Origin of the sequence: Kushneria marisflavi (genome assembly GCF_002157205.1) — a bacterium.
GTDB lineage: Bacteria > Pseudomonadota > Gammaproteobacteria > Pseudomonadales > Halomonadaceae > Kushneria > Kushneria marisflavi.
Window position 1 is genome coordinate 1,575,109 of the sequence record NZ_CP021358.1, and the last position, 26,214, is coordinate 1,601,322.

21 protein-coding genes are annotated in these 26,214 nt (G+C 61.3%); 12 read left to right on the forward strand and 9 right to left on the reverse strand.

Annotated elements, in window-relative coordinates; translation table 11 throughout:
* Positions 1–592: 592 nt before the first annotated feature.
* The gene (locus B9H00_RS07225) at positions 593–1,879 is read left to right on the forward strand and encodes an exopolysaccharide biosynthesis polyprenyl glycosylphosphotransferase (protein WP_086900085.1); all 1,287 of its coding nucleotides are present in this window, start codon (positions 593–595) and stop codon (positions 1,877–1,879) included.
* A gap of 532 nt (positions 1,880–2,411) precedes the next feature.
* Here the strand turns inward: B9H00_RS07225 and B9H00_RS07230 are convergent.
* From B9H00_RS07230 to B9H00_RS07240, 3 genes are all read right to left on the reverse strand, one after another.
* Positions 2,412–3,920, reverse strand: coding sequence for a tripartite tricarboxylate transporter permease (locus B9H00_RS07230; protein ID WP_086900086.1), 1,509 nt, complete (start codon positions 3,918–3,920; stop codon positions 2,412–2,414).
* A gap of 3 nt (positions 3,921–3,923) precedes the next feature.
* The gene (locus tag B9H00_RS07235) at positions 3,924–4,382 is read right to left on the reverse strand and encodes a tripartite tricarboxylate transporter TctB family protein (protein WP_086900087.1); all 459 of its coding nucleotides are present in this window, start codon (positions 4,380–4,382) and stop codon (positions 3,924–3,926) included.
* Between the two features lie 66 nt (positions 4,383–4,448).
* Positions 4,449–5,459 carry a Bug family tripartite tricarboxylate transporter substrate binding protein gene (locus B9H00_RS07240; protein WP_236944382.1) on the reverse strand — a complete coding sequence of 337 codons (1,011 nt, stop codon included), beginning with the start codon at positions 5,457–5,459 and terminating at the stop codon, positions 4,449–4,451.
* 236 nt (positions 5,460–5,695) lie between these two features.
* Between B9H00_RS07240 and B9H00_RS07245 the strand changes: the two genes are divergently transcribed.
* The 6 genes from B9H00_RS07245 to B9H00_RS07270 all read left to right on the forward strand — a co-directional run bounded on the left by B9H00_RS07245 (position 5,696) and on the right by B9H00_RS07270 (position 11,874).
* Positions 5,696–6,388, forward strand: coding sequence for a response regulator (locus B9H00_RS07245; protein ID WP_086900088.1), 693 nt, complete (start codon positions 5,696–5,698; stop codon positions 6,386–6,388).
* On the forward strand, positions 6,385–7,830 hold the full coding sequence (locus tag B9H00_RS07250) for a sensor histidine kinase (protein ID WP_086900089.1): 1,446 nt from the start codon (positions 6,385–6,387) through the stop codon (positions 7,828–7,830). The genes B9H00_RS07245 and B9H00_RS07250 overlap by 4 nt, the downstream gene beginning before the upstream one ends.
* Positions 7,831–7,923: 93 nt before the next feature.
* Positions 7,924–8,967, forward strand: a complete 1,044-nt coding sequence (locus tag B9H00_RS07255) for a LacI family DNA-binding transcriptional regulator (RefSeq protein WP_086900090.1) — start codon at positions 7,924–7,926, stop codon at positions 8,965–8,967.
* Positions 8,964–9,965 (forward strand): TRAP transporter substrate-binding protein, encoded by a 1,002-nt coding sequence (locus B9H00_RS07260; RefSeq protein WP_169713432.1) that lies wholly within the window; start codon positions 8,964–8,966, stop codon positions 9,963–9,965. The genes B9H00_RS07255 and B9H00_RS07260 overlap by 4 nt, the downstream gene beginning before the upstream one ends.
* Positions 9,966–9,976: 11 nt before the next feature.
* Positions 9,977–10,570 (forward strand): TRAP transporter small permease, encoded by a 594-nt coding sequence (locus tag B9H00_RS07265; RefSeq protein WP_086900091.1) that lies wholly within the window; start codon positions 9,977–9,979, stop codon positions 10,568–10,570.
* On the forward strand, positions 10,567–11,874 hold the full coding sequence (locus tag B9H00_RS07270; RefSeq protein ID WP_086900092.1) for a TRAP transporter large permease: 1,308 nt from the start codon (positions 10,567–10,569) through the stop codon (positions 11,872–11,874). The genes B9H00_RS07265 and B9H00_RS07270 overlap by 4 nt, the downstream gene beginning before the upstream one ends.
* Positions 11,875–11,943: 69 nt before the next feature.
* Here B9H00_RS07270 and B9H00_RS07275 read toward each other — a convergent pair whose 3' ends face one another.
* A complete protein-coding gene (locus tag B9H00_RS07275; protein ID WP_086901757.1) occupies positions 11,944–13,404 on the reverse strand; it encodes an NCS1 family nucleobase:cation symporter-1 in 1,461 nt (486 codons plus the stop codon).
* A 443-nt stretch (positions 13,405–13,847) separates the two neighbouring features.
* On the opposite strand from B9H00_RS07275, the gene B9H00_RS07280 reads away from it, so the two are divergent.
* The 3 genes from B9H00_RS07280 to puuE are packed head-to-tail and all read left to right on the forward strand — an operon-like array spanning position 13,848 to position 16,260.
* Positions 13,848–14,570: a GntR family transcriptional regulator gene (locus tag B9H00_RS07280; protein ID WP_086900093.1), complete on the forward strand. Its 723-nt coding sequence runs from the start codon at positions 13,848–13,850 to the stop codon at positions 14,568–14,570.
* The gene (locus B9H00_RS07285; RefSeq protein ID WP_086900094.1) at positions 14,567–15,322 is read left to right on the forward strand and encodes an aspartate/glutamate racemase family protein; all 756 of its coding nucleotides are present in this window, start codon (positions 14,567–14,569) and stop codon (positions 15,320–15,322) included. Before B9H00_RS07280 ends, B9H00_RS07285 begins: the two co-directional genes overlap by 4 nt.
* Positions 15,319–16,260 carry an allantoinase PuuE gene (puuE, locus tag B9H00_RS07290; protein WP_086900095.1) on the forward strand — a complete coding sequence of 314 codons (942 nt, stop codon included), beginning with the start codon at positions 15,319–15,321 and terminating at the stop codon, positions 16,258–16,260. The genes B9H00_RS07285 and puuE overlap by 4 nt, the downstream gene beginning before the upstream one ends.
* A gap of 35 nt (positions 16,261–16,295) precedes the next feature.
* On the opposite strand, the gene B9H00_RS07295 is transcribed toward puuE, so the two are convergent.
* The 5 genes from B9H00_RS07295 to B9H00_RS07315 form a co-directional block, all read right to left on the reverse strand.
* On the reverse strand, positions 16,296–17,198 hold the full coding sequence (locus tag B9H00_RS07295; protein WP_086900096.1) for an AEC family transporter: 903 nt from the start codon (positions 17,196–17,198) through the stop codon (positions 16,296–16,298).
* A gap of 87 nt (positions 17,199–17,285) precedes the next feature.
* Complete coding sequence (locus B9H00_RS07300; protein WP_157663197.1) at positions 17,286–18,470, reverse strand: amidase; 1,185 nt, start codon at positions 18,468–18,470, stop codon at positions 17,286–17,288.
* A 246-nt stretch (positions 18,471–18,716) separates the two neighbouring features.
* A complete protein-coding gene (locus tag B9H00_RS07305; protein ID WP_086900098.1) occupies positions 18,717–19,556 on the reverse strand; it encodes a MurR/RpiR family transcriptional regulator in 840 nt (279 codons plus the stop codon).
* Between the two features lie 98 nt (positions 19,557–19,654).
* Positions 19,655–20,884, reverse strand: coding sequence for an allantoate amidohydrolase (locus B9H00_RS07310; RefSeq protein ID WP_086900099.1), 1,230 nt, complete (start codon positions 20,882–20,884; stop codon positions 19,655–19,657).
* Complete coding sequence (locus B9H00_RS07315) at positions 20,877–22,151, reverse strand: pyridoxal-phosphate-dependent aminotransferase family protein (RefSeq protein ID WP_086900100.1); 1,275 nt, start codon at positions 22,149–22,151, stop codon at positions 20,877–20,879. The genes B9H00_RS07310 and B9H00_RS07315 overlap by 8 nt, the downstream gene beginning before the upstream one ends.
* Before the next feature lie 254 nt (positions 22,152–22,405).
* Here B9H00_RS07315 and B9H00_RS07320 point away from each other — a divergent pair, with 254 nt between their 5' ends.
* Positions 22,406–23,392: a TAXI family TRAP transporter solute-binding subunit gene (locus B9H00_RS07320; RefSeq protein ID WP_174678714.1), complete on the forward strand. Its 987-nt coding sequence runs from the start codon at positions 22,406–22,408 to the stop codon at positions 23,390–23,392.
* Between the two features lie 134 nt (positions 23,393–23,526).
* On the forward strand, positions 23,527–26,133 hold the full coding sequence (locus B9H00_RS07325) for a TRAP transporter permease (protein WP_086900101.1): 2,607 nt from the start codon (positions 23,527–23,529) through the stop codon (positions 26,131–26,133).
* Positions 26,134–26,214 lie beyond the last annotated feature (81 nt).

Here is a 26,214-nt window from a genome sequence, read left to right on the forward strand (position 1 = left end):
TGACTTGTCTTTTTTAATCTGTATGGACCGGACAATTATTCGTTGTCTTTATATTCAGGACTTATAAAGTACCGTACAAAAATCAGTCATCGACATTTATTGAAAACAACACAATATCGTCAGAAATTCAGCGTTCGTCATATAACCGACACATTCATCATGCCTGACATTATCCGTCAAAGGGATTATCCGATGGTCTATCCAGAGTAATGAAATGTAATTATGCAAAAACGCTCGAAATCCCATCCTTTCCCCGTCACGACTGGGCTGGAGAGGTGCCGTGAGTAAACCCAGGGTCGATGAGACGTCCGTCTTAAAATAAGGTTTTACTGATACTTATGTGCAAGAGGGGAACTTTTTAGGGGCTCGCAATCTTCTGAAATAAATCAATCTACTTAACAAAGTCCGTTAGACCCTTCTTTTTATCGATGCACAATATTGCATAGATAATCCTGTCAAACAAAACGATATTACTTTTCACGCCCGCATAAAATATTGCGACCTGCACCGACTTTGACCGCCGGTATGCAGCCGAATGATGTTTTGAACACATGTGATTACCCAACAAAAGATACACATTCAGGGACAGGTCATGGAAATGACGACACGACCGGTACGCGGCAATCACCGGCACTCGCTTTGGTATGAGCGCATCCTCTTGAGCTTTCGGGTTCACTATCTGCTTGGATTGACCCTGACCTCACTGCTGCCGGCACTGTGGAGTCGTGAGTGGCACGGCTCATCCGTGGAAGGCATGGGCACCAGTACCGCCATGCTGGCCAGCGCCATCGCCTGGATGATGGCCTTTCGTACCGTCCAGCAGCTCTCCCGACACCCGGGTGCCGATCCCTGTACCTATGTCGTCCCCGTGGTCACGGCCGTCTATCTACTGGTACTGACCGTGCTGGAGCTGATGGCCATCCCCTTTGATCTGTTGCAGCTGCTGATGTCGGGAGGCCTCGCCCTGCTATGCGGCTGGGCCGGCTATCGGGTGGCGCGCCGCTATCGTCGACGCAAGATGGCGCTGGTGCCGTTGGGCAATATTCAGGAATGGTTTAACCATCACGACATTGATCAGCGCTGGCTATCTGGACCCGACCTCGAAAACCTGCGAGTGGACGGTGTGATCGTTGATCTTTCCTGCGAACTCGGCGATGAATGGCAGCGCTTTCTGGCCGACTGCACCATCCAGCGGATTCCGGTTCATGACGCACGCCGCTTCGGTGAAGCCTCTACCGGACGTATCGGGCTCGATCAGATTCATGCCAATCGCTATGGCTCGCTGATGCCCAGAACCAGCTATGAGCTTTTCAAGCGACTGGCCGATGTTGTCGCAGCACTGTTAATGCTGCCGGCGGCCCTGCCGATCATGGCAGTGGCAGCGATCATGATCAAACGTGATGACCCGGGTCCCGTCCTGTTTTGCCAGCGCCGCTCGGGCTTTCAGGGTGAAGAATTTGACGTCTACAAGATGCGCAGCATGTATGTGAATCCTGACGATGTTCGCCCGACTCAGGAAGGAGAAGACCCCCGAATCACGAAAGTCGGCAAATATCTTCGCAAGTATCGTATCGATGAGCTGCCGCAGCTGTTCAACGTGCTCAAGGGTGAGATGAGTCTGATTGGCCCCCGTCCGGAAACACCGGCGCTGACCGAAGCCTACGAGCGCGACATCCCCTTCTTTCGCTACCGTCATGCCGTCAGGCCCGGCATTTCGGGGTGGGCTCAGGTCGAACAGGGCTACGCCTCGGAAGTCGAGGGCTCGCGTCTCAAGCTCGAATATGACTTTTACTACATCCGCAACTTCTCGTTCTGGATGGACCTGCTGGTCGTGATTCGCACCATTCGCACCATCTTTACCGGTTCCGGCGCACGCTGAGCCTCCCTTCCTGCAGGACATGCACCTGCACCATATGAAAAGGGCCCGCCATTGGCGGGCCCTTTCCTTTAACCGGCATGTGGCCTCCCCTTTCGTTTTACCGCAACACCATACCCGCCGTGGCAAATCATCTACATCATTAATCCGCTCTCCTTCCGGCTCGCATGATGAGGCCTGCCGCAAGGCCCGGGGATGCCCCTTGTCGACAGCGCCAGACACCGGATCATCCACTACTCACAGACAAGATGCCCGCCAGACCCGAAGCAAGATCACAGACGTGATGCACGCCACTTCCGAAGTGAGACCACATACGTGATCCAACAGGGCAGCATACCGGCCATGATGTGCTTTGTCTGCGGTCATGATCAGGCAGCGAATGCCCGCAAAAGCCGCTCATATCGTGAGGAATACGCCCATCACTGATGGCCTTGATGGCACCGCCCGTCGCCAAGCAGGGCAATGCCTTCTTATACACATCATAAAAAAGGGCCCGCCATTGGCGAGCCCTCTGACAGGCGTGGTAATGACTGTCTTACGGATTGGCCGGCCGAGCGACCTGGCGCTGGCGCCAACCGCGATACATCGGCAACACAACCATCAGTGCCACCAGTGCCCAGCCTCCCCAGGTAATCGGGCTCGACCACAGGATCGAGAGATCACCGTTGGAGATCGACAGCGCACGGCGCAGGTTCTGCTCCATGATGCCGCCCAGGATGAAGCCCAGCAGCACCGCCGACAGCGGAAAATCGAACTTGCGCAGGATATAGCCCATCACGCCAATCCCGATCATCAAGAACAGATCAAAGGTGGTGGCATGCACGCCGTAAACCCCGATCGCCGTGACAATCGCGATGCCCGGCACCAGTGCCCAGTAGGGCACGGCCAGAATCTTGGTGAACACGCGAATCAGCGGGATGTTCATCACCACCAGCATGACGTTGGCGATAAACAGCGACGCGATCAGGCCCCATACCAGCTGCGGGTCGGTCTGAAACAGCAGCGGCCCGGGCGTAATGTTGTAAAGCGTCAGCGCACCCAGCATGACCGCAGTGGTACCTGACCCTGGCACGCCGAGTGTCAGCATCGGCACCATCGAGCCACACGCCGCGGCACTGTTGGCCGTTTCCGGTGCGGCCAGACCACGCAGATCGCCATCGCCGAAGCGATTATCCTTCGTGGCCATGCGCTTTTCGCTCATGTAGGCCACGGCACTGGCCATGGTGGCGCCGGCGCCAGGCAGAATGCCCATGAAAAAGCCCACCACGCCGCTGCGCAGCACGGTCCATTTAACGAACATGGCTTCTTTCATGTTGAACAGCATGCGACCGCTGGTCTTGAGGGCGCTCTGGCCGTAATAGGTGCGCTCGAGCAATACCAGAATCTCGCTGATACTGAAAAGCCCCAGCACCAGCACCACAAACTGAATGCCGTCAGCCAGTCCCAGACTACCAAAGGTAAATCGATAAACACCGCTGTTGGAGTCAATGCCCACACATGCCAGCAGCAGTCCGATCAATGAGGCGACCGCCGTTTTCATCGGCTTGTTGCCGGCCATGCCCGCCAGACAGGTAATGGCAAAGACCATCATGACGAAATACTCGGCCGGACCGAATGCGACCGCCCATTTTGCCAGCAGCGGGGCGAAGATGGTCACACCGATGGTGGCAATCAAGCCGCCCATGAAGGAGCCGCCCGCCGAAATGGACAGCGCAATACCGCCCTTGCCCTGACGTGCCAGCGGATGACCGTCCATGGCAGTCATGACAGCAGAAGCTTCGCCGGGAATGTTCAGAAGAATCGACGAGATACGCCCGCCATACTCACAGCCCAAATATACCGCTGCCAGCAGAATCAGGGACGTTTCCGGCGGCAGACCGAGCGCAAAGGCAATCGGAATCAGAAGCGCTACACCATTGATCGGGCCGAGTCCGGGCAAAAGCCCAACCACGGTACCGATCAGCGTACCGCACAGGGCCGTCAACAGATTCAGTGGTGTGGTGGCCACGCCGAATCCCTGGCCCAGATATCCCAGTGTTTCCATGGTTTAGACTCCCAGTCCTGATAGCACGCCCAGCGGCAGGGGTACGTCCAGTAGCCGATCAAAGAGAACGTAAAAGGCCAGCGACATGACGGCCCCGGTAATCACACTGGTCACCCAGCCCCCGTTGTAGAGTCGGCACATGGCAATGGCAAATAAAAATGCCGCGACCACAAAGCCAAGCTTTTCAAAGAAGAAGGCAAACAGGGACAGCGCCAGTACACACAGCACCAGACGCCCCAGCACATGTCCTGTCAGCGGCGTGTCGGCATTCTCTTCTGCCATCTGGCCGGGGCGGATGATCAGATAGACCGTGCTCACCGCCAGCAGGGCCAGCAGCAGCAGCGGGAAGGCGCGCGGTCCGACAGGCTCGTAGGAAAAGGCAGCTTCATAGGTGGTTGCGGCATAGGCCAGCACCGCATAGACAATCAGCAGCGCCGTCAAAAAAAGACGTTGATAGATCATGACAGGCTCCGGACAGACGACCAGCGACGCAGGCACCCTGACAGGGCACCTGCGTCGGTTTCGGATTTACTTGACCAGACCGAACTGATCGGCCAGCTCGCGGTAATCCGCTACGCGCTTTTTCACGTAGGCATCCAGCTCATCGCCGGTCATCGCGAAGGGATACAGTTCGCGCTGTTCACGCAGCTTGGCGAAATCATCAGAGGCCAGCAGCTTGTCGAAGGCGTCCTTCCACCAGTTGTAGGCTTCATCACTGACCTTCGGCCCGACGTAGAAGCCACGAATGACCGGCCACTGCACGTCATAGCCCTGCTCGAGCGCGGTAGGAATGTCCTCGGTCACATCACCCGGCAGGCGCTCTTCGGAGAACACGGCCAGAATGCGCATGTCACCGCTTTGCACATGCGGTACCGAGTCAGCGATATCGGTGCTGGCGACCTGAATGTGTCCGCCCAGCAGCGATGTGGCCAGCTCGCCGCCACCTTCCATCGCGACATAGCGCATCTTCTTGGGATCGATACCGGCAGCCTTCGCCAGCAGCGCCGTCTGCATCCAGTCCTGACCGCCGACCGAGCCACCGGCACCGATCACGACCTTGCTGGGGTCCTTGCGCAGCGCCTGAACCAGATCATCGAGATTTTTGTAGGGAGAGTCGGCACGCACCGCGACCGCACCATAGCTGGTGCCCACACCGGCCAGCCAGCGTACGGCGCTTTCATCAAAGCGGCCAAACTTGCCCTGGGCCAGGTTCAAAAGCGAGCCGCTGGACCAGGCAACAATCGAATTGGGATCATCCGGACGCTGAGCGACCACCGTGTTATAGGCCACGGCGCCAACGCCGCCGGGCATATAGGTCACACGCATGGGCGTGGAGAGAATCTTCTCTTGCACCAACGCGGTCTGGGCCAGCTTGCAGGTCAGGTCAAAGCCGCCGCCCGGCGCTGCCGGTGCGATACATTCAGGGCGATTGGGCCCGTCAAAGGCCTGGGCCTGGAAACCGGTGCCCAGACCCAGGGCGCCGATCAGGGCCAGTGCTGCCATGCGCCCCTTGCCGAAGCTGCGTCGTGTCATTGTCATGTTGCCTGTTCCTCACGTCTGCCCGGAGAACTGACCGGAGCTTTTGTTATACGGCGATCGAAACCCTGAAGATGAATGCCATGTCGGTCTGGCGGTACATTGGTCACCAGACGGTGGCCATGCATACTGTCCTCATGGACAATCTTCATACGCTCATGCGGGATCAGATCTGTCCGGGCTTCGCCTGTAGGCAAGATAGTTCGACAGGCTTTCAACAACCTTTCACGGGAGCGGCAATGCGTACGCTATTGGTCGAAGACCACCCCTCACTGGCGGAGAGCATCCAGCGCTCGCTGGAATCTGCTGGCTGGCGGGTAGACGTCATGCATGATGGTGCCTCGGCACGCACGGCGCTTGAAACCGAAAGCTACGCCCTGCTGCTTCTGGATATCGGTCTGCCGGAGATGGACGGCTTTACGCTTTTAAGCTGGCTTCGAAAGCGTGACACGCGTCTACCGGTCATGATGTTGACCGCCCGTGGCAGCATCAACGACCGCGTCAAGGGGCTCAACCTGGGCGCGGACGACTATCTGATCAAACCCTTTTCCCTATCCGAACTGCAGGCTCGCATCAACGCCCTGATCCGCCGCACCCGCCATGATGGCCAGCAGATTCACCGCTGTGGCGCACTGGCCTTCGATCTTGACGCACGCAGCTTTACCCTGCTCGATCAGCCGCTGACGCTACCGCCCCGGGAGCTGGCCCTGCTGGAAGCCCTGATGGCACGCGTCGGGCGTACGGTCAGCAAGGAGCATCTGGCAGCACAGGTATTTTCGATGGCAGAGGATGGCTCCTTCGATGCCATCGAAGTCTATGTCTCGCGTCTGCGGCGCAAGCTGGAAGGCAGTGACGTGCGCATCGTGACCTTTCGCGGACTGGGCTATCAGCTGGAGACCCAGCCGACCGAGGCGGCGGACATACCGACATGAAAGCCAGCCTTTCCCGCCGCAGTCTGCGCGGCCGCCTGACGCGGCGTATTGGTGCAGCACTGCTGCTGTTGATCGGCGTGGGCGTGGCCGGAGCCTGGCTGGATGCCTGGCGGGTAGCACGCAGCGCCTATGATCGGCCGCTGCTGATTGCCGCCCGCGTGCTGGGAGAATCCCTGACCTTTCAGGATGGACGGCTGCAGGCGAAGATATCGCGTGCCGTGCTCGATCCCTTTTCGCTCGACAGCGGCGGCAGCGCCTTTTATCAGATCATTGCGTCACAACAGGGCTCGATCGCGGGCTTTGATGACCTGCCCGCGCCACCGCCATCAAGCACCATGACCCAGCGCTACCCTTCGCTGGCGCGCTTTTACGATGCCGCCTACGGCGGTCGTGATGTCCGCGTGGTATCGCTGCTGGTACCGGTCAGCCAGCCGGGCTATCACGACATGGTCGAGGTGCGCGTGGCCGAGCATCGCGATATTCACATTCAGCTGATGCACGAACTGCTGAGCGATTCACTGCTGCGCCTGACCCTGTTTGCCGGTGGTGCCTTCATTCTCTTCATGCTGGCCATTGATGCCGCCCTGCGACCGTTAAGGCGCATCACAGACATGGTTGCCAGTCGCTCACCGGACAACCTCGAACCGCTGCCGACCGAAAACGTGCAAAGCGAGGTACGCGGGCTGATTGGGGCCATCAACCATCTAACGGCTCGTCTGGACGACACCCTGCGCGCCCAGCGCACCTTTGTGGCCGATGCCGCCCATGAACTTCGCACACCCCTGTTTGCGCTGCGAGCACGTCTGGAACTTGGCATGCAGGCACAAGAGCATGCCGCGCTGCGCGACACGCTGGAAAGCGCCCAGCGGGATCTGGAGGCGCTAACCCTGCTGGCCAATCGTTTGCTGTCGCTGGCGCGGGTGGAAAACGATATCCGACGACGGGAATTCGGACGGCTGGAGCTTTCGGAAACAGCCCGCGACTTCTGCATGAGCATGGTCTCGCTTGCCTGGCAGCGCGGCCTGACACTGGCGCTCGAGGCCGAACAGCCCGTATGGGTGCATGCCGACAGCGCCCTGATCAACGAGCTGCTGGCCATCCTGATCGGCAATGCCCAGGCCTATACGCCTGCAGGCGGTCACATCACCGTGCGGGTACTGAAAGATGCCATCATTGAGGTCGAAGACGATGGGCCCGGCATTCCCGTCGACGAGCGCGAACGGGTCTTCGAGCGCTTTTACCGGGTTCGGCGGGAAGGCGTTCAGGAAGAGGATGCCGGACGCGCCATCAGCGGTACCGGGCTGGGGCTGGCCATTGCTCGCCAGATCTGTACGGCAATGAGCGCCGATATCTCGCTGCACGAAGCAGCAGGCGGGGGGACACTGGCGCGAGTCGCGTTTACGGCGGGTGCCCTGCCGGCCCCTCCTGGACCTTCGCCGTAGCACTAAAGCGCAATAGGCGCGGCCTCTGAAGCAGCGCTAGTCTGTCGAACGTTTTGGATCGATCCAAAAGCGCTCACATGACAGGTCTTCGGCATGCCTCAGTCAAAAAAAACCGTCACGCTCAAGGATCTGGCCGCGCATGCCGGCGTTTCGCGTTCGACCGTCTCGCTGGTGCTCCAGGAGAGCCCGCTGGTGGCCAGACACACCCGAGCACGCGTCATGGAGGCCGCCAGCGCCCTGGGCTATGTCTACAACCGCGGCGCGGCCACCCTTCGCAGTGCCCGCACGGCCACCGTTGGCGTGGTGGTGCATGACATTGCCAACCCCTTTTTCGGTGCCATGGTTGCAGGCATCGACGAGACCCTGCAAAACGCCGACTACGTCTCCTTTCTGGCCAGCACCGGGGATAATCCGGAGCGTCAGGAGCGTCTGGTCAACCGCCTGCGCGAGCAGCGCATTGATGCCCTGCTGCTCTGCGCCGCCGAGAACACGCCGGAAAGCCTGATCCACACTATCAAGACCTGGGGCATGCCCTGCATCGAAGTGATGCGCCACGTGGGCGACACGCCCCGCGGCCACTATGTTGGCGCCGACATTCGTACCGGCCTTGCCTGCGCCGTGGCGCATCTGATCGATCAGGGTCATCACCGCATCGCGCTATTGACCGGCACCGGCCAGAGCTCGGCCGATCGTGAGCGTATGGCGGGCTATCAACACGCCATGAAAGAGGCCGGTCTGGTCTCCGACATCCGCACCGGAAACCATGAGCTGACCCGCCGGGCGGGACTCGAACGTATGCTTGAGATCATGGATGAAGCCGACCCGCCCACGGCACTCATCTGTCACAACGATCTGATGGCGCTGGGCGCCCAATTGGCGCTGGCACGTCTAAAGCTTGTACCGGGTGTCGACTGTGCGGTTATCGGCATCGATGACAGCGATGAAGCGGCGCTGAGCGACCCGGCGCTGAGCAGCCTTGCCACGCACCCTCATGCCATCGGCCAGGCCGCCGCCGGACTGGCGCTGGAATGCCTTGCCAGCCCTGGCGGCGAGCCACGTCGCATCGTGCTGGAGACTTCCCTGCATGTTCGCGCCAGCTCGGCCCCCCTCCTTCATCCTTCACGGGAGCCATCATGATGTCCTGCCTACCCGTTCTGCGCCGCTGCCTCCCACTGCTGCTGGTGATCCTGCTGCTGGGGCTGTCAGTGCTATCTCCGTCCAGAGTCAGCGCCCGCGAGTTGATCTTTGGCCACGGCGCCACCGAGGAGACGGCCTATCACGCCAGTGCCGAGCGCTTTGGCAAGCTTTTGAAGGACAAAAGCCACGGGGCGCTGACCGTCAGCATCTACAGCAATTCAGTGCTGGGCCATGAAACCGAAATGTTCGAGCAGCAGACCGCCGGGGCACTGGACTTCTCGATCGTCAATCCGGGGCTGATCTCGGAGTTTTCCCATACCGCCAGCATCTTCTCGATCCCGTTTCTCTATCGCGACATCGATCACTGGGAGCACGTGCTGGATGGCCAGCCCGGACAGGAGATTGCCCGGCGAATCGAGGACGAAACCGGGGTCAAGGTACTGGCCTACTACGGCGGCAGCACTCGACAGATCGTCAGCACCCGGCCGCTGGAAAACCTTGATGCGCTCAAGGGCATGAAGCTTCGCACCAACCCGACCAGACCGGTGATCACGGCCTGGTCGGCGCTGGGCACCCGGCCCACGGTCATGGCCTATCGGGAGATCTATACCGGACTGCAACTCGGCGCCATCGACGGGCTGCTCAACGAGGCGGAATGGATCTATCGCATGCGTTTCCATGAAGTCGCGCCCTATATCGGGCTTTCCGAGCATGACATCACCGTGCGTTTGCTGACCGTCTCCTCCCGAACCTGGCAGTCGCTGTCACCCGAGGAGCAGCGCGAAGTACAGGCCGCCGCCGATGAAAGCGAGCAGTACGCTCGTGACCTGCAGATTCGTCTGGACAGGGAGTCACGGGAAAAGCTCAAGGAGGAAGGCGCAACCTTTTATCCGATGGACCGGGAGCGCATGCAGGCCATGGTCGCCGAGCCCCTGGGCCGGGTGATCGATGAGAGGGGTCTTCGCGATCTTTATGAACTGATCATCAACACCGACTGAGGAGGCGCGCCATGGCATTCGTAACGGCTCTGGGCCGATTCAACCGCGCTCTGGAACGGGTGCTCAATATCGTGCTGCTGATGCTGCTGGCAGCCTTCATTGCACTGATCATCTATCAGATTGCCAGCCGCAATCTGGACATGCTGCCGGCGGCCTACGCCACCGAAGAGCTCAGCCGCTTCGCCTTTCAGTGGATGATCATGCTGGGCACGGCGCTGGGCGTATTGCATGCCGATCACTTCGTGCTCGAGGCCTTCGCCCGCAAAAGCGCCATGGGTCGGTTCACCCGTATTTTGCGTGATCTGGCCTGTCTGATCGTGGGCGTCGTATTCATCGTTTTCGGCCAGGCATTTGCCCAGTCCGGCTTCAACCGTATCGCCAGCGCTTCACAGTTGCCGATGGTGGTGACCTATTCGGCGTTTCTGGTCTGTGGCGTATTGATCGTGCTGTTCAGCCTGCAGCGCCTGTTGCTGAGCGCCACCCAGGGGCTCAATGCCATGGAAAACGCCCTCGACACCCCGTCGGGAATCGATATCGACGAACCGGCCACCGCGGGGGCTGACCTCCCGACGACCGCCCACGCGCAAAAGGAGACACGCCAATGATGACGGCCGACTGGCTTTTTGTGCTGCCATGGCTCCTGTTTATTCTGCTGGGCGTGCTGATCATACTGGGCGTACCCATTGCGATGGCACTGGTGCTGACCTCGTTTGGCATCATCGTGCTCGACCCGCGCCTGACGCCCTGGATCATGTTCCAGCGCATGTATTACGGCATGGATTCGTTCGTGCTGCTGGCAGTGCCACTGTTTCTGCTGGCCGGCAACCTGATGAACGCCGCACGCATTACCGATCGCCTGATTACGCTGTGTCTTAATCTGGTGGGGCATGTTCGAGGCGCACTGGCACACGTCAACGTGCTGGTGAGCATGCTGTTTGCGGGCGTATCAGGCTCATCGACCGCCGACAGCGCCGGCATCGGCACGGTGCTGATCCCGGCGATGAAAAAGGAAGGCTACCCGGCGCATTTCAGCGTCGCGGTGACGGCGGCCTCCTCGGTGATGGGCATCATCATTCCGCCCTCGATCAACATGATTGTCTGGGGTGCGCTGACCAGCACCTCGATCGCCGGGCTCTTTCTGGGCGGTATTATTCCCGGGATCATGATCGCCGCCACACAGCTTTTGATGAACATGGGCTACGTGCGTCGCTATGACGTGCCCACCCGCAAGCGCGCCACGCTCAGGGAAATCCTGCACTCCGGGAAGGATGGCCTGCTGGCCGCCGGCATTCCGGTGCTGATCATCGGTGGGATTACGCTCGGGATCGTCACGCCCACCGAGGCGGCAGTCATGGCGGTGCTCTATGCACTGATGCTGGGTTTTGTGGTCTATCGCGAACTGACCTTCAAAAGCGTGCTGGACGCCTCGACCGATACTGTCAGGCTCTGCTCGCTGTCGCTGTTCAGTCTGGTGGGCGCGGCGATTTTTGGCTATCTGATCAGCTTCTATCGCATTCCGCCGCATCTGATGGCCGGAGTAGAGATCACCGACCCGACCGTGCTGCTGATCGTGATCACGCTGGTGATGCTGCTGGTCGGCACCTTCATGGACTCGCTGCCGGCGATGGCCATTCTGGCGCCCATCTTTCAGCCACTGGCCGCCCAGGCAGGTATCGATCCGCTGCAGTTCGGTGTCATCAGCGTCATGGCGCTCGGTCTTGGTCTAATCACCCCGCCCTACGGCCTGTGTCTGATGATCTCGGCGCGCATCGGCGGTATCCCGTTGCTGCAGGCGCTCGGCACGACCATGCTTTATCTACTGGTGATGCTGGGCGCGATCGTGCTGCTGATTTTCTTCCCCGACCTGATCCTCTATCTGCCGAACACCTTCGGGCCGGACAGCAGCTAAGGCTACCGGCACCAAAAAGGGGCATCGGGCGTCTTTTGACACCCGATGCCACGTCGGATCACGCTGACTTCAGGAGCGTGTCGTGACCGGCTTGCCGGCAGCACCACGACGCCACAACCCTGACTGCCAGCCGTGGGCGAGTGCGGCCACACCGCCGCCGAAAAAGACCGCGAAACTGCTGATATCACCCAGCGGCGCCAGGCTGACCGGCACACTCACCAGCCCCCCCATGATCAGCGAGCGCAGGGCCACCGGATTGACGCCGCGCTGATAGTGGTAGGTGCTGTCTTCAGCGGAGGAAAACAGGGCATCGAGATCGATCTTCTGACGGCGCACCTTGTAAAAATCCACCAGGATGATGCCGTAGAGCGGACCAATCAGACCGGCCAGTACACCCACCGTGTAGTGAATCAGCTCGGGATTGTTGAAAAGATTCCACGGCGTGAGAAAGATCGAGCCCACGGCGGCGATCATGCCGCCCATGCGCCAGCTGATTTTCTCGGGCGCGACGTGGGAGAAATCAAACGCCGGCGCCACGAAGTTGGCCACGATGTTGATGCCGATGGTGGCGGCGACAAAGGCAAAGACACCCAGCACGGCCGCGGTGACACTGTCGATCCGGGCCACGGTTTCGATCGGGTCGGTCAGCATCTCGCCAAAGACCTGCGGCGTGCCGGAGACCACCACCACGGTAATGATGGAAAACACCAGAAAGTTGACCGGCAACCCCCAGAAATTGCCGCGACGCACGGCCTTCTCGGTGGCGCAGTAGCGCGAGAAATCACCGAAGTTGAGCGTGGGGCCTGCAAAGTAGCCGGCGACCAGTACGGCGGCGACCACCATCTGCCACAGCGCCTCGCCACCGGTCAGCGTCTCGCTCGACAGCGACAGGCTGATGTTACCGGCACCGGCGCGCCAGACGATCCAGCCGGCGAGAGCAAACATGACGGCATAGACCAGCGGGCCGGCCCAGTCGTTGAAGCGACGAATGGTGTCCATGCCACGCCAGAACACCAGCGCCTGAAGCAGCCACATCAGTGTAAAGCAGAGCCAGCCCAGCGCCGACAGGCCAACAAAGCTCACCTGTGTCCAGGACTCCAGTCCTGGAAACCAGCGCAGCAGCACCAGAAGCAGCGCGTTGGAGGCAAGCCAGGTCTGGATGCCATACCACACCACCGCGATCAGACCGCGAATGACTGCCGGCACGTTGGCGCCCTTTGTGCCAAAGGCCATTCGGCAGATGACCGGGAAGGGCACACTGGTGCGCTGACTGGGCCGCGCGACCGCATTGGCAAAGCACTGCACGATGAGAATGCCGACCAGCAACGAAATCAGTACCTGCCAGCCCATCAGACCAAGTCCGAACAGACTGGCGGCCAGCACATAACCACCCACGCTGTGGATGTCGGCCATCCAGAAGGCGAAAATGTTGTAGGCACGCCAGTTCTGCCGGGCCGGGGCCAGATCTTCATTATAAAGGTGCGAATCGGGCGTGGCGGGCTGCGGCCCCCGGGTCCTAGTGCTGTTCATGAGCGACTCCATGAAGGATCATTGCGCTGCCGCTGGCAGCCCTGCGATAGCCGAATGGCCGACATCGTCTGTCACTTCACTTGTATACAATCCCCGTGCCAGATTGAGACCGGCAGCGATAAATAATCGCTTTTGGGTCGCAAACCGCTGTTATGCCGTCGGTTTTTAACCGTGACCGTTTTGTCTACCGATCAGCAAAAGCGTTACGACATCTGGCACTCACCATGAACGGCTACTCGTATGCACCACAGACGTGCTGCGACATGTTCTTTCCGCACCCAAACAGGGAATTTTGTATACGCAGCGCGTTTTATGCCGATCGCTGATCGTGTCTCAACGTGCGCAAACCGCCTTGTTAAAGACCTTCATGTGCCATGGCATGGAAAATGCTTGTATACAATCCTCAAGGCAGCTATCCGATCGAACCGCATGACAGGAGCTTCATGAACGATACTCGTCAGTTTCATCTGCTGGCCGGCCTTGCCACCGGACGTGACGCGCGCAGCGATGATGCGATCTATCAGGCGCTGTGGGAGGCCATCGTGGAGCATCGACTGTCCCCGGGCGCCCGACTGCCGGAAGATGCGCTGGCCGGGGCCTTCGGGGTGAGTCGCACCATGATCCGCCGCGTGCTGCAGCGCCTGGCGCTGGAGCAGCTGGTGACGCTTCGCACCCATCGCGGCGCCCAGATCACCAGCCCCACCCCCAGTGAGGCCCGCGATGTATTTCGCGCCCGACGGCTTCTGGAAAGCGCCCTGCTGGCCGAGGTGCTTCCCCGCCTCACCCCGGCGGATCTCAAGGCGCTCGAGGCCATTCATCAGCGCGAAACCCGCGCCGAGCGCGAGCATGCCATTCGGCTCTCGGCCGAGTTCCACAGCCGCCTGATGGCCATGGCCGACAGCCCCTCACTGGCCGAGGCGCTATCGCAGCTGATTTCTCGAACTTCCCTGATCATCGCCGTTTATGGGCGGGCCGGAGCCGGCTGCCCCTGCGAACACATCGAGCTGATCGATTTGCTCCGCGCCGGTGAGCTGGCCCCGGTACAGCGCTGGATGAACGAGCATCTGGCCGGCATCGAGGCGAGCCTTGATTTCACCGCCAGCGGCGATGCCCTGCCCGATTTCGAACATCTTTTTGGCCACCACCGCGAGCAAAGCGCGTCATGACCTCTCATACCCCGACCATCTGTGTCATCAATCCCAATACCAGCACGGCCATGAGCGAGGGGATTGCCACCAGCGCTCGTCGCGTCTCGCGCGGTGACATTCTGATGCTGACCTCCCGCCACGGCCCGGCCAGTCTCGAGGGTCACTTCGATGAGGCCATCGCCGTACCGGGCCTTCTGGAGCGCATCATCGAGACCGAGCAAGGCGAGACGCGCGTCGACGGTTATCTGATCGCCTGTTTCGGTGATCCGGGTCTGGCCGCGGCCCGCGAGGTCGCCTCCGTGCCCGTGATGGGAGTGGCCGAGGCCGGCATGCAGATGGCCACCATGGTCGCGCGACGCTTTTCGGTAGTCACCACGCTGGGACGCACCCTGCCGATTGCCGAACGGCTGCTGCACGAGTACGGCAAGCGCGAGCGGTGCGCCGGCCTGCACGCCTGTGAGCTGCCGGTGGCGGCATTCGAATCCGACGACGACAGCGTCTATGAAACGCTGCTTGCGGCCTGCCGCGAAGCGCTCAGCACCGATGACAGCGACGCCATCCTGCTGGGCTGCGCCGGCATGAGCGAGCTGGCCGAGCGGCTGGGCGAGGCGCTTGGGGTGCCGGTGATCGATGGTGTCACCGCCGGTGTCGCGCTGCTGGAAGCGATCAGCACCACGGGCTATCCGATCTCGAAGCACAACGATCGCGCACTGCCGATCGCCAAGCCCATCCGCGGCGCCTTTGAACATTTAAGCCGGAGCCCCTCATGAGTCACGATCTTTATCTGGACAACTATCCACGCGATTTGCGCGGTTACGGCGCCCACCCGCCGAACCCGAAATGGCCGGGGCGCGCCCGGGTGGCCGTACAGTTCGTGCTCAATTACGAAGAGGGCGGCGAAAACAACGTGCTGCACGGCGATGCCCACAGCGAGACGTTTCTCTCCGACATTATTGGTGCCGCGCCCTACCCCGACCGCCATATGAGCCTGGAGTCGCTCTATGAGTACGGCTCACGCGCCGGCGTCTGGCGCATCCTGCGCGAATTCGAGCGTCGCGGTCTGCCGCTGACCGTATTCGGCGTCACCATGGCCATGGCGCGACATCCGGAAGTGATCAGCGCCTTTCAGGAGGCCGGACATGAGATTGCCTGCCATGGTCTGCGCTGGATTCACTATCAGGACATGAGCCTCGAGCAGGAGCGCACCATGATGGTGCAGGCAATTGAGCTGCATCGTGAATTGACCGGCGAGCTGCCGCTGGGCTGGTATACCGGGCGTGACAGTCCCAACACCCGGGCGCTGGTCGGAGAACACGAGCACTTTCTCTACGACTCGGATTACTACGGCGATGACCTGCCCTTCTGGACGCCGGTCGACAATGACGAGGGCGAGACACGCGATCATCTGATCGTGCCCTACACGCTGGACACCAACGACATGCGCTTCGCCTCACCGGGCGGCTTCAACTACGGCGATCCGTTTTTCAATTACTTGAAGGACGCCTTTGACGTGCTCTATGAAGAAGGCGCCGAATCACCAAAGATGCTCTCGATCGGCCTGCACTGTCGCCTGATCGGCCGGCCCGGCCGCTTTCGCGCCCTGCAGCGCTTTCTCGACCACATCGAGGCCCACGACCGGGTGTGGGTCACCCGACGCGTGGACATCGCCCGCCACTGGCACGAACATCATGCTCCGACCGGGCGCTGAGCCCCGCTCCTCTGGCCCGCCGCCCCCGTGGCGGGCTAGCCCATCAGCAGCATCCACAGCGGCAGTGTCGCAGCGGCCAGCAGGGTCGAGAGGAAAATGCTTGCGCCCACGGTGTGCTGCTCCTCGCCGGGCCGGGCAAAGGCCAGTACGTTGACGCCGATCGGTCCGGCAGCCGCCAGCACCAGAACCTGCAGCGCCAGCGGTGACAGCCCCGGTATCAGGCTGCCCAGCATCAGCACCAGCAATGGAAAAACCGCAAGTTTGCCAACACAGATGGCCCAGATGAGCGGCGACGTCCGCAGCTGATAGCGGGTCAGCCCTACCCCGACTACGATCAGGGCACAGGGCAGGCCCGCCCGTGCCAGCCAGTCCAGTACCTGCCATAGCGGCCCTGGCAATTCGAGACCGGAAAGATTGATCATCAGGCCCAGTAACAGCCCGATCACGATCGGATTGGCCAGCGTTTTCAGAAGATTAAGGATATCCAGGCGCTGCCCGGTGCCTTGGCCGAGCGCGGCATAAAGTGACTGGGTCGAAAAGAGGATCAGGCTGTGCACGGCCAGCAGGGCAAAGAGATAGACCAGGCCTTCATGACCAAACAGCGCCGTCATCAGCGGAATGCCGATCAGGACATTGTTGGAATAGCTCGCCGCCAGCCCGGCAGCAGACGTCAGCCCCGTGCGACGATGCATCACGAGATTGAAGCCGGCAAACAACAGCAGTGCCGGAATGAAATAGACCAGCAGCAACAGCGGTGAGAGCGCCTCCCCGAGCGGGGCGCGCGCGATGCCGGTCAACAGCACGCAGGGCAGAAAGAGCTTGAAGGTGGCCCAGGAGAGCCCACCGGCACTGGCAGGCGTCAGCCACTTCCGCCAGCCCAGCACATAACCGATCACAATGAGCGTGAAGATGGGCAAAATCGCGAGTATGGCAGCCATGGGCGCTCCTGGTGATCATGTTCCCATGGCGGGGATTTTCGTGACGCCCGGGCAGAATCGCATCATAACGGCCGGGCGCGATCATGCCTATGCACGATATGTCCGGGCGCGCGTTACCAAGTGACGGTCCTGACCGGGCGCGCCCAGCAGCGACAGTCCCCAGGGGGCCTGGCCTCCGCCTTCTCGATCATCCCTCAAAAGCGGCATGGAAAGCTGCGGTGCGCCCCAGAGCCCGGCCAGTGCGGTCATGCCCATCAGTCGTTCCCGATAGGCTTCAAGGGGACGACCGGTCAGACTCAATAGCGGCGAGGCCCCAGGCGCGGTAGGCAGTGCCAGAAGCTGTGCGCCGTCATCGCTGAAGGTACGCAACGCCTCGATAATCTCGGTGCGGGCCCGGCGCGCGGCCTGCTCGTCCGCCTCGGTCAATGTCGAACACCATTGAAAGCGGGCCTTGATATCAGGTGCGAGGCGGGGCTGTTCCCGAGAAAGCCACTCGCCGTGAACCCTCCAGATATCGCGGCCCTGAAGCACCCGAAAGGTGCTTCCCAGATGAGAGAGCCACTGATCCGACAACGCCTGAACCAGCAGATCCTGACGGGCGCCCAGTGTTCGGTGAAAGCGCCCTGCCTCGCTGGCCAGCGCCTCGGGCACCAGTAGCGTCATGACACTGCCGGGGGCAGCAGTTCGAGCCTCGGGCAGGAGTACTTCGGCCACACCTGAAAGCGTGTCATGGTCTCGACACAGCCAGCCCACCGTATCGAAGGAAGGGGCCAGCGGCAGCAGCCCCTCACAGCTGATGGCACCATGAGTAGGACGAAGCCCCCACAAGCCGTTGTAGCTGGCCGGAATACGAATCGAGCCACCGGTATCAGTGCCCAGTCCGATATCGGCCTCATCACGTGCGACAGCAATGGCAGAACCGGAGCTTGAGCCTCCCGGCAGGCGATCGGGCGCCCCCGGATTGATCGGCGTGCCATAGTGCACGTTGGCACCGTTGAGACTGTAGGCGAACTCATCGGTCTGGGTCTTGCCGACAAGCGCTGCGCCGGCCTTCAGCAGCGCATGCACGCCAGGTGCGGTGCGAGACGCCGGACGCTGGGCAGCAGCCCAGTCGGGATTGCCCGCCCCGGTCACCTCACCCTGAATGTCAAAGAGATCCTTCACCGCCAGACGCTGACCGGCCAGCGGACCGTGCCCCATGCCCGTAGCGATGTCCTCGGGAAGGCCCTTGACCCAGACACTGCGATCCACACGCTCGATGACATCACTCATGTGCACTCCTTCGCCCGGCCGGCGCTGTTGGGATTCCATGAGTCGTATTGCAACCTTCGTGCCAGTCCGGGGCACTCTGCCAAGCCCCCCGTCCTGCAGCCCTGCCGAGCCGTTCGCCACCGCAGCTCCTGGTCTCTGACCCACGCATGACATGCACGCCGCCGGTGCATGTTCATCGCTCCATGCCCTCATCGGACGCAAAAAGGGCGACCCCTGGGCCGCCCTTCCTGGAAAAATGTCATGGTGTCAGGCCAGCTCGTCCAGCCCGGAATAGACGTCACTGATCGCATCAATACGAGCACGCCCCTCGCCCAGACGCTTGTGCAACAGCGCGTTGGCCAGCAGGTTGATCAGGCTCATCACCGAGGTGTAGCTGTCAAAGGCGGAGACACTATCCAGCGGGCACTCCAGCTGCCAGGTCGGCGAGGTGCCGGTTGCCGCCAGGGTCGGGTCACCGATCAGCAGCGTGTCCAGCCCACTGCCCTTGAGCTGCTCGATGAGCTGCGAGAAACCATGTGCCCGGCGGCGAAAGCCCATGACGATGGCCAGCGTGCCTTTCGCCACGCCGGTCAACTCCTCTCCCAGCGACTGCCCGGGCAGCGGCGCCAGCCGAACGCCCGGGCGCACCTGCATCAGCTGCTGGCGCAGATGCAGGGCCGGCGGATAGCCGTTGCGATAGCCGATCACCAGCACTTCCGGGGCACGATCAAGCGCCTCGATCAAGGCATCAAAGGTCTCGGCGTCGATGGCGGCCAGCATCTGGTGGAGGTTGTCACGTTCGCGCTCGAAGTGGCGCTGGAAACGCTCCAGCCCACTGCCCAGTGCTTTCGAATCGGTGACCAGCGGCACACCGTGATAGCGCAGCTCGCGGGCGTGCTGGCGCACCTCGCTGAAGCTTGCAAACCCCAGCCGCCGGAAAAGCCGGCTGACCGTGGCCTTGGAGACCCCGGAGAGCCTGGCAAGCTCGGCACCGCTGTAGACGGCGATGTCATCGAAGTGATCGAGGATAAATCCCGCCACTTTCTGCTCGTTGGGCGTGAGCTGATCAAACTGCTGTCGCAGTCGCTGCCCCAGATGCTGATCCATGGTATTCCCGACGATGCATGGTGTTTGCGAAGAGGATAGTGCGACATCACGATCCGGGCAGCGCACTGCCTGCCTGGGCCTCGCCCCGCGTGACGATATCAGACAACCAGCGCCGATACCGCCTGGCTCATGGCATTAAGGGCGTCATCCACATCGCGGGCCTGTACTGACTCGTCAGGATGATGACTGATGCCGCGGTCGCAACGCACAAACAGCATGCCGATATCGCAGACCGCCGCCATGGCCATGCCATCATGACCGGCACCACTGGCCAGTCGCAGGACGGGGCCGGCGGCAGTCCCGGTGGCGGCGTCGATGGCCTTCGTCAGCGTCTCGACCAGGCGCGGTGCACAGGCCACTGCCGGGGCCGAATGGGTCTCCTGCCAGTGCCAGGCCAACCCTCGGGTTTCACCAATGCGATCACAGGTTTCGCGAATGCCGTTCAGGGTGCGGTCACGGTCTTCATCGCGCTCGGCACGAATGTCGAGCGTCATGCGCACCTCTCCGGGAATCACGTTAACCGCACCGGGAAAGGTTTCCAGCGAGCCGACCGTGGCCACGATACCGGCAGCGCGCGCCAGGGTTTCAATGGCCACGATCGCCTCGGCGGCACCGGAGAGTGCATCGCGACGCAGGGCCAGCGGCGTGGTTCCGGCATGGCCGGCCTCACCACTGATCGTGATGACAAAGCGGCGGGCACCGGCGATCGCCGTAACGACCCCCAGCGATCGCCGCTCGGCTTCCAGCACCGGCCCCTGCTCGATGTGGGCTTCCAGATAGCCGGCAATGTGCTCGGGGGCAAGTGCGGCCTCATTGACGCGTTCGGGGTCGAGACCGAAATCCACAAACGCCTGCCGCAGTGTCACGCCATCGCGACCGACGATGTCCCACCAGGCTGAATCCCATGTCCCGGCCACCGCGCGGCTGCCCAGAAGTGCGGTGCCAAAGCGCGTGCCCTCTTCATCGGCAAAGGCCACGACTTCGATCGAGCGGGCCGGACGCTGGGCGGCGGCATTCAGGCGCGCGACGACGCCGATCGCCAGCAGAACCCCCAGCGGGCCGTCATAGCGCCCGGCGTTGATGACGCTGTCACTGTGTGAGCCCAGCACCAGCGCGGGCAATGACGGGTCACTGCCTGCAAGCCGCCCCCACTGGTTACCGGCAGCGTCCTGCCAGGTCTGCATGCCGGCGTCCTGCATCCATTGCGCCAGCTGCGCGTTGGCGCGGGCATGTTCCGGCGTCAGGTAGCAGCGCGTCAGCTGACCGGCATCAGCGGAAATGGCCGCGAGCTGGTCACAGGCCGCAACAATGGCGTCGCCGTTATACATGAGTGCGCTCCGGCGTCTGCTGCGCGGTCTGTTGTGTCTTTTGCTGATAGTGCTCGCGAGCGGCACCGGCGCCGCTGCCGGCGGTGATGCTCACCCCGGCCTGACGAAGCACTTCCTCGAGCGCGGCCAGGGTGGTCATGACGGTATCGCGACGAGCGTTGTAGCCCATGGTGCCGATGCGCCAGATACGCCCATGCAGCGGACCGAAGGAAGTACCGATCTCGATGGCGTAGTCATCCAGCAGCGTGCGGCGCAACACTTCGCCTTCCACTCCGTCGGGAATATAAATGCCGACCACGTTGTTCATGCGGTGGCGCTGATCGCCGAAGAGCTCAAGCCCCATCGCCGACAGCCCTGCCGTCATCGCACCGCCATGCAGGGCATGGCGGGCGATCGCCTGATCCATACCCTCATTAACCAGCAAACGAGCGCATTCACGCGCGCCGTACAGCATGCTGGTGGCTTCGGTGTGGTGATTGAGCCGCGCCTCGCCCCAGTAGTCGAGGATCATCGACAGATCGAAATAGTTCGAGCGGATGCGCACGCCGCGTCCGGCATCGTGACCATCACCGACCAGCCCGGCCTCGATATGAGCCCGCCCGCGGATGCACTCGACCGCCCGTGGAGACAGCGTGGTCGGCGCACTGCCGGAAGGGCCGGCCAGGCATTTCTGCAGACCGGCGGTCACCGCATCAAGCTGCCAGGCATCGGTATCGAGCACGTTGCCGGCAAGCGAGGCGGTCGCATCGGTATAAAAGAGCACGTCATGCGCGCGGCAAATACCGCCAATCTCTTCAAGCGGCTGGCACATGGTGGTGGAGGTATCACCCTGAACCATGGCCAGCACCTTCGGTCGCACCTCGCGAATGGCGGTTTCGACCTGCTCGGGGGTGAAGACCTCGCCCCACTCGACCTCGATGATGTGCACTTCAGCACCAGCGCGCTCGGCAATCTCGCGCAACAGATGGCCAAAGCGGCCAAAGACCGGCACCAGTACCCGATCCCCCGGCTCGATCAGCGAGACCAGCACCGCCTCGATGCCCGCACGCGAGGTGCCATCGACCAGCAGCGTGGCCTCGTTTTTCGTACGAAAGACGTCGCGATAAAGCGCTTGGGTCTCGTTCATGCAGGCGGTCATCGCCGGGTCATACTGGCCGATCAGCGGCGCGGACATGGCACGCAGCACGCGCGGATCGGCATTGATCGGCCCGGGGCCCATCAGAAGGCGTGTCGGGGGATTGAAGGACTCGAAGGACTCGAAGGACATGGCAGGCAACCTCGTTACGATCGTTTCATATAGATGCTATAGGAAACCATGATTGCAAAGCGACCCCCTGGAGCGATTGATTTTCATGATCGGATCATGGTCGCATTCTTGATTCTGACCCGAATAAAACTTTTTCGAAACTTAAGCTAGTTAGATGGTCGTTTTGCAGTCGGGCCGATGCCGCAGTAACTTGTTGTCACCTGGCTGGCAGTGCCGGTCACAAGGAATAACAAGCCACAAAAAGGAACCTTTTCATGATCAAACGCCAGACGCTTACTGCAATGCTGTCAGCGACCGTCATGACGCTGGGGGCACTCGCCATGTCCACCACCAGCGCTCAGGCTGGTGAACAAAAATTCATGACCATCGGCACCGGCGGTCAGACCGGCGTTTACTACGTGGTGGGTCAGTCCATTTGTCGCTTCGTCAATCAGGGCGACAGCGGCTACCGCTGTAATGCACCGTCGACCGGCGCCTCGGTGGCCAACGTCAACGGTATCGAAAATGGCGATCTGGACATGGGTGTGGCCCAGTCTGACGTTCAGTACAACGCCTATCACGGTGAAGGCCAGTTTGAAGGCAAGCCGCATGAAGATCTGCGCAGCGTCTTTGCCATGCATGGTGAGCCGCTGACGCTGGTGGCACGCGCCGACTCCGGCATCAAGACGCTGGACGATCTGAAGGGCAAGCGCGTCAACATCGGCAACCCGGGTTCCGGCAACCGCGCGACCATGGAAGTCGTCATGGCTGCCAAGGGCTGGACCACCAGCGACTTCGCCCTCGCCTCCGAGCTCGACAGCGCCGAACAGGCCTCCGCGCTTGCCGATAACAACATCGATGCCATGGTGTTTGTCGCAGGCCACCCCAATGGCTCGATTCAGGAAGCCACCACCACCACCGATGCCCGCATCATTCCGCTGGACGGTGAAGTGATCCAGAAGCTGGTGGAAGAAAACCCCTACTACAGCTTCTATGAAATTCCTGGTGGCATGTACAAGGGCAACCCGGACGACATCAAGACCTTCGGTGTGGGGGCTACGGTCGTCAGCTCCGAGAAGGTCAATCCGGATCTGGTCTATGCGGCCGTCAGCGCTGTATTCGATAACTTTGATCGTTTCAAGAAGCTCCATCCTGCCTTTGCCACGCTTGACCCGAAAACCATGGTCAATCAGGGCCTGTCAGCGCCGCTGCATGAAGGAGCCAAGCGCTACTATCAGGAAAAGGGCTGGCTCAGCGAGTAAGCCCGGCTGACCCGGGCCGCATCCATGGCGACACGGGTCACCCTTGACGACGCAACGCCTCCAGCCGGGGGCGTTTTGTCTTTTCCGATCCGGACACCTGCGCCGGAAAGGTCCTGCCGCCAGAGGATGCGGACATGAACACAACCCCTTCTTCGACCGAACGCCCGGAAGTGGATGCCAGAGAACTGGCTGCCGTAGCAGATACCGGCGGACGCAAGTTACAGGGCACCACCGGGCGCCTGTTGCTGATCGTGGCCGTGACGTGGTCACTTTTTCAACTCTGGATTACCTCACCGCTGCCCTACGCCATGGGCTTCGGCGTTTTTAGTGCCACCGAGGCACGCTCTATTCACCTGGGCTTTGCGCTCTTTCTGGCCTTTCTGTCCTGGCCGGCGTTCAAGCGTTCTCCAAAGGATCGCATCCCGATCACGGACTGGATCATGGCGGCGGTGGCCGCCTTCTGCGCGCTCTATATCTATCTGTTTTACGACCAGCTCTCCAGCCGCCCCGGCAATCCGATTACCCAGGATGTCATTGTGGGTGTGATGGGGCTGATCCTGCTGCTGGAAGGCACTCGCCGGGCACTCGGTCCGCCGTTGATGATCGTGGCGATGGTCTTTCTGGGCTATTCCCTGGCTGGCCCGTACATGCCGGGCATGCTGGCCCATCGCGGCGTCAGCTTCGAGGCCCTGATCAATCATCAGTGGCTGACCACTCAGGGCGTCTTCGGTATCGCTCTGGGCGTGTCCACCAGTTTCGTTTTCCTGTTCGTGCTGTTTGGCGCCCTGCTCGACAAGGCCGGCGCCGGCAATTATTTCATCAAGGTGGCCTTTTCGATGCTGGGCCACTATCGAGGTGGCCCGGCCAAGGCCGCCGTGGTGGCCTCGGGGCTGACCGGTCTGATTTCGGGCTCCTCGATCGCCAATACGGTGACCACCGGTACCTTTACCATTCCCATGATGAAGCGAGTGGGCTTTTCTCCCACCAAGGCCGGCGCGGTCGAAGTGGCTTCCTCGGTCAACGGCCAGATCATGCCGCCGGTCATGGGGGCCGCGGCCTTTTTGATGGTCGAATACGTTGGCATTCCCTATGTTGAGGTCATCAAGCACGCCTTCCTGCCGGCAATGATCTCCTATATCGCCCTGTTCTATATCGTGCATCTTGAAGCGATGAAGGCCGGCATGCAGGGGCTTGAGAGTGCCAATCCGCCCAGGCCCTGGCTTTACAAGCTGCTGGGATTTGCCACCGGCCTGGTCGGTCTGATGGCCCTTAGCGCCGCCGTCTATTACGGACTCGGCTGGCTCAAGCCGGTGCTGGGCGAGGCCACCTCCTGGGTGGTGTCGGTCGCGCTGATGGTGATCTACGTTGGCCTTTTGAAGCTGGGGTCCCGCTATCCCGAGCTTGAGCATGATTCACCCGATACCAGCATCACCACCCTGCCGCAGACCCGCCCCACGGTCATGGTGGGGCTGCACTATCTGCTGCCGGTGGTGGTACTGGTCTGGTGTCTGATGGTCGAGCGCCTCTCTCCCGGGCTTTCCGCCTTCTGGGCGACAGTGTTGATGATGATCATCATGCTGACCCAGCGGCCGCTGGATGCCCTGTTCCGCGGGCGCCTGGCGCTGGGCGAGAACCTGCGCGAAGGCGTGTTTGATCTCTGGAGCGGGCTGGTCGATGGCGCGCGCAACATGGTCGGCATCGGCATCGCGACCGCCACCGCCGGCATCATCGTCGGGGCAGTTTCACAGACCGGCGTGGGCCTGGTGCTGGCCGATCTGGTCGAGCATCTCTCGATGGGCAGCCTCTTTTTGATGCTGCTCCTCACGGCCGTATTGAGCCTGATTCTGGGTATGGGGCTGCCGACCACGGCCAACTACATCGTGGTGTCGGCACTGCTGGCCCCGGTCATCGTGCAGCTCGGTCAGCAGCAGGGTCTGATCGTGCCGCTGATCGCGGTGCACCTGTTCGTGTTCTATTTCGGCATCATGGCCGATGTCACGCCACCGGTGGGACTGGCCTCCTTTGCGGCGGCCGCCATTTCAGGTGCCGACCCCATACGTACCGGTTTTCAGGCCTTCTGGTATAGCCTGCGCACGGCGGCGCTGCCGTTTCTGTTCATCTTCAACACCGACCTTTTGCTCATCAACGTCGATCTCTGGCACGGCATCCTGATCTTTGTAGTAGCGACCCTCGCCATGCTGGTCTTTGCCGCCGCCACCCAGGGCTGGTTTGTGGTGCGCAATCGCTGGCACGAGACCATCTTGCTGCTGCTGGTGGCCTTCACCCTGTTCCGCCCCGGCTTCTGGCAGGACATGATCGAGCCGCCCTTCAAGGAGATGCCGCCGGCACAGTTTGCTCAGGCCTACGGCGAGCTGGAGGCAGGGCAGACGATGCGGGTAGCGGTTGAAGGGCTTGATGACTACGGCGCCCCCATGCGTCTGGTGATCGAGGTGCCGGTGGTAGAAGGCGACAGCGGCCAGGCACGGCTGGACAATCTGGGTCTGGCCTTGCGTCAGGACGGAGAGACCACAATTGTGGATACGGTCGGCTGGGGCAGTCAGGCAAGCGAGCTGGGGCTGGACATGGATCAGACCATTGTCAGCGTCGAACTGCCCCGCGAGCGTTTTGCCAAGGAGTGGCTGTGGATTCCGGCCCTTTTAATACTGGCCTTGATTGTCTACTTTCAGCGCAGGCGCCGATCCAGTCACACTGAATCGCGTACGGCTCAGACCACTTCCTGAAGCACTGCGCCGCCCGATATGGCATCGGGCGGCGCAGGAAAACCGGCACTACTGCAGGTTACCAATCCTGCAAAAGTTTAA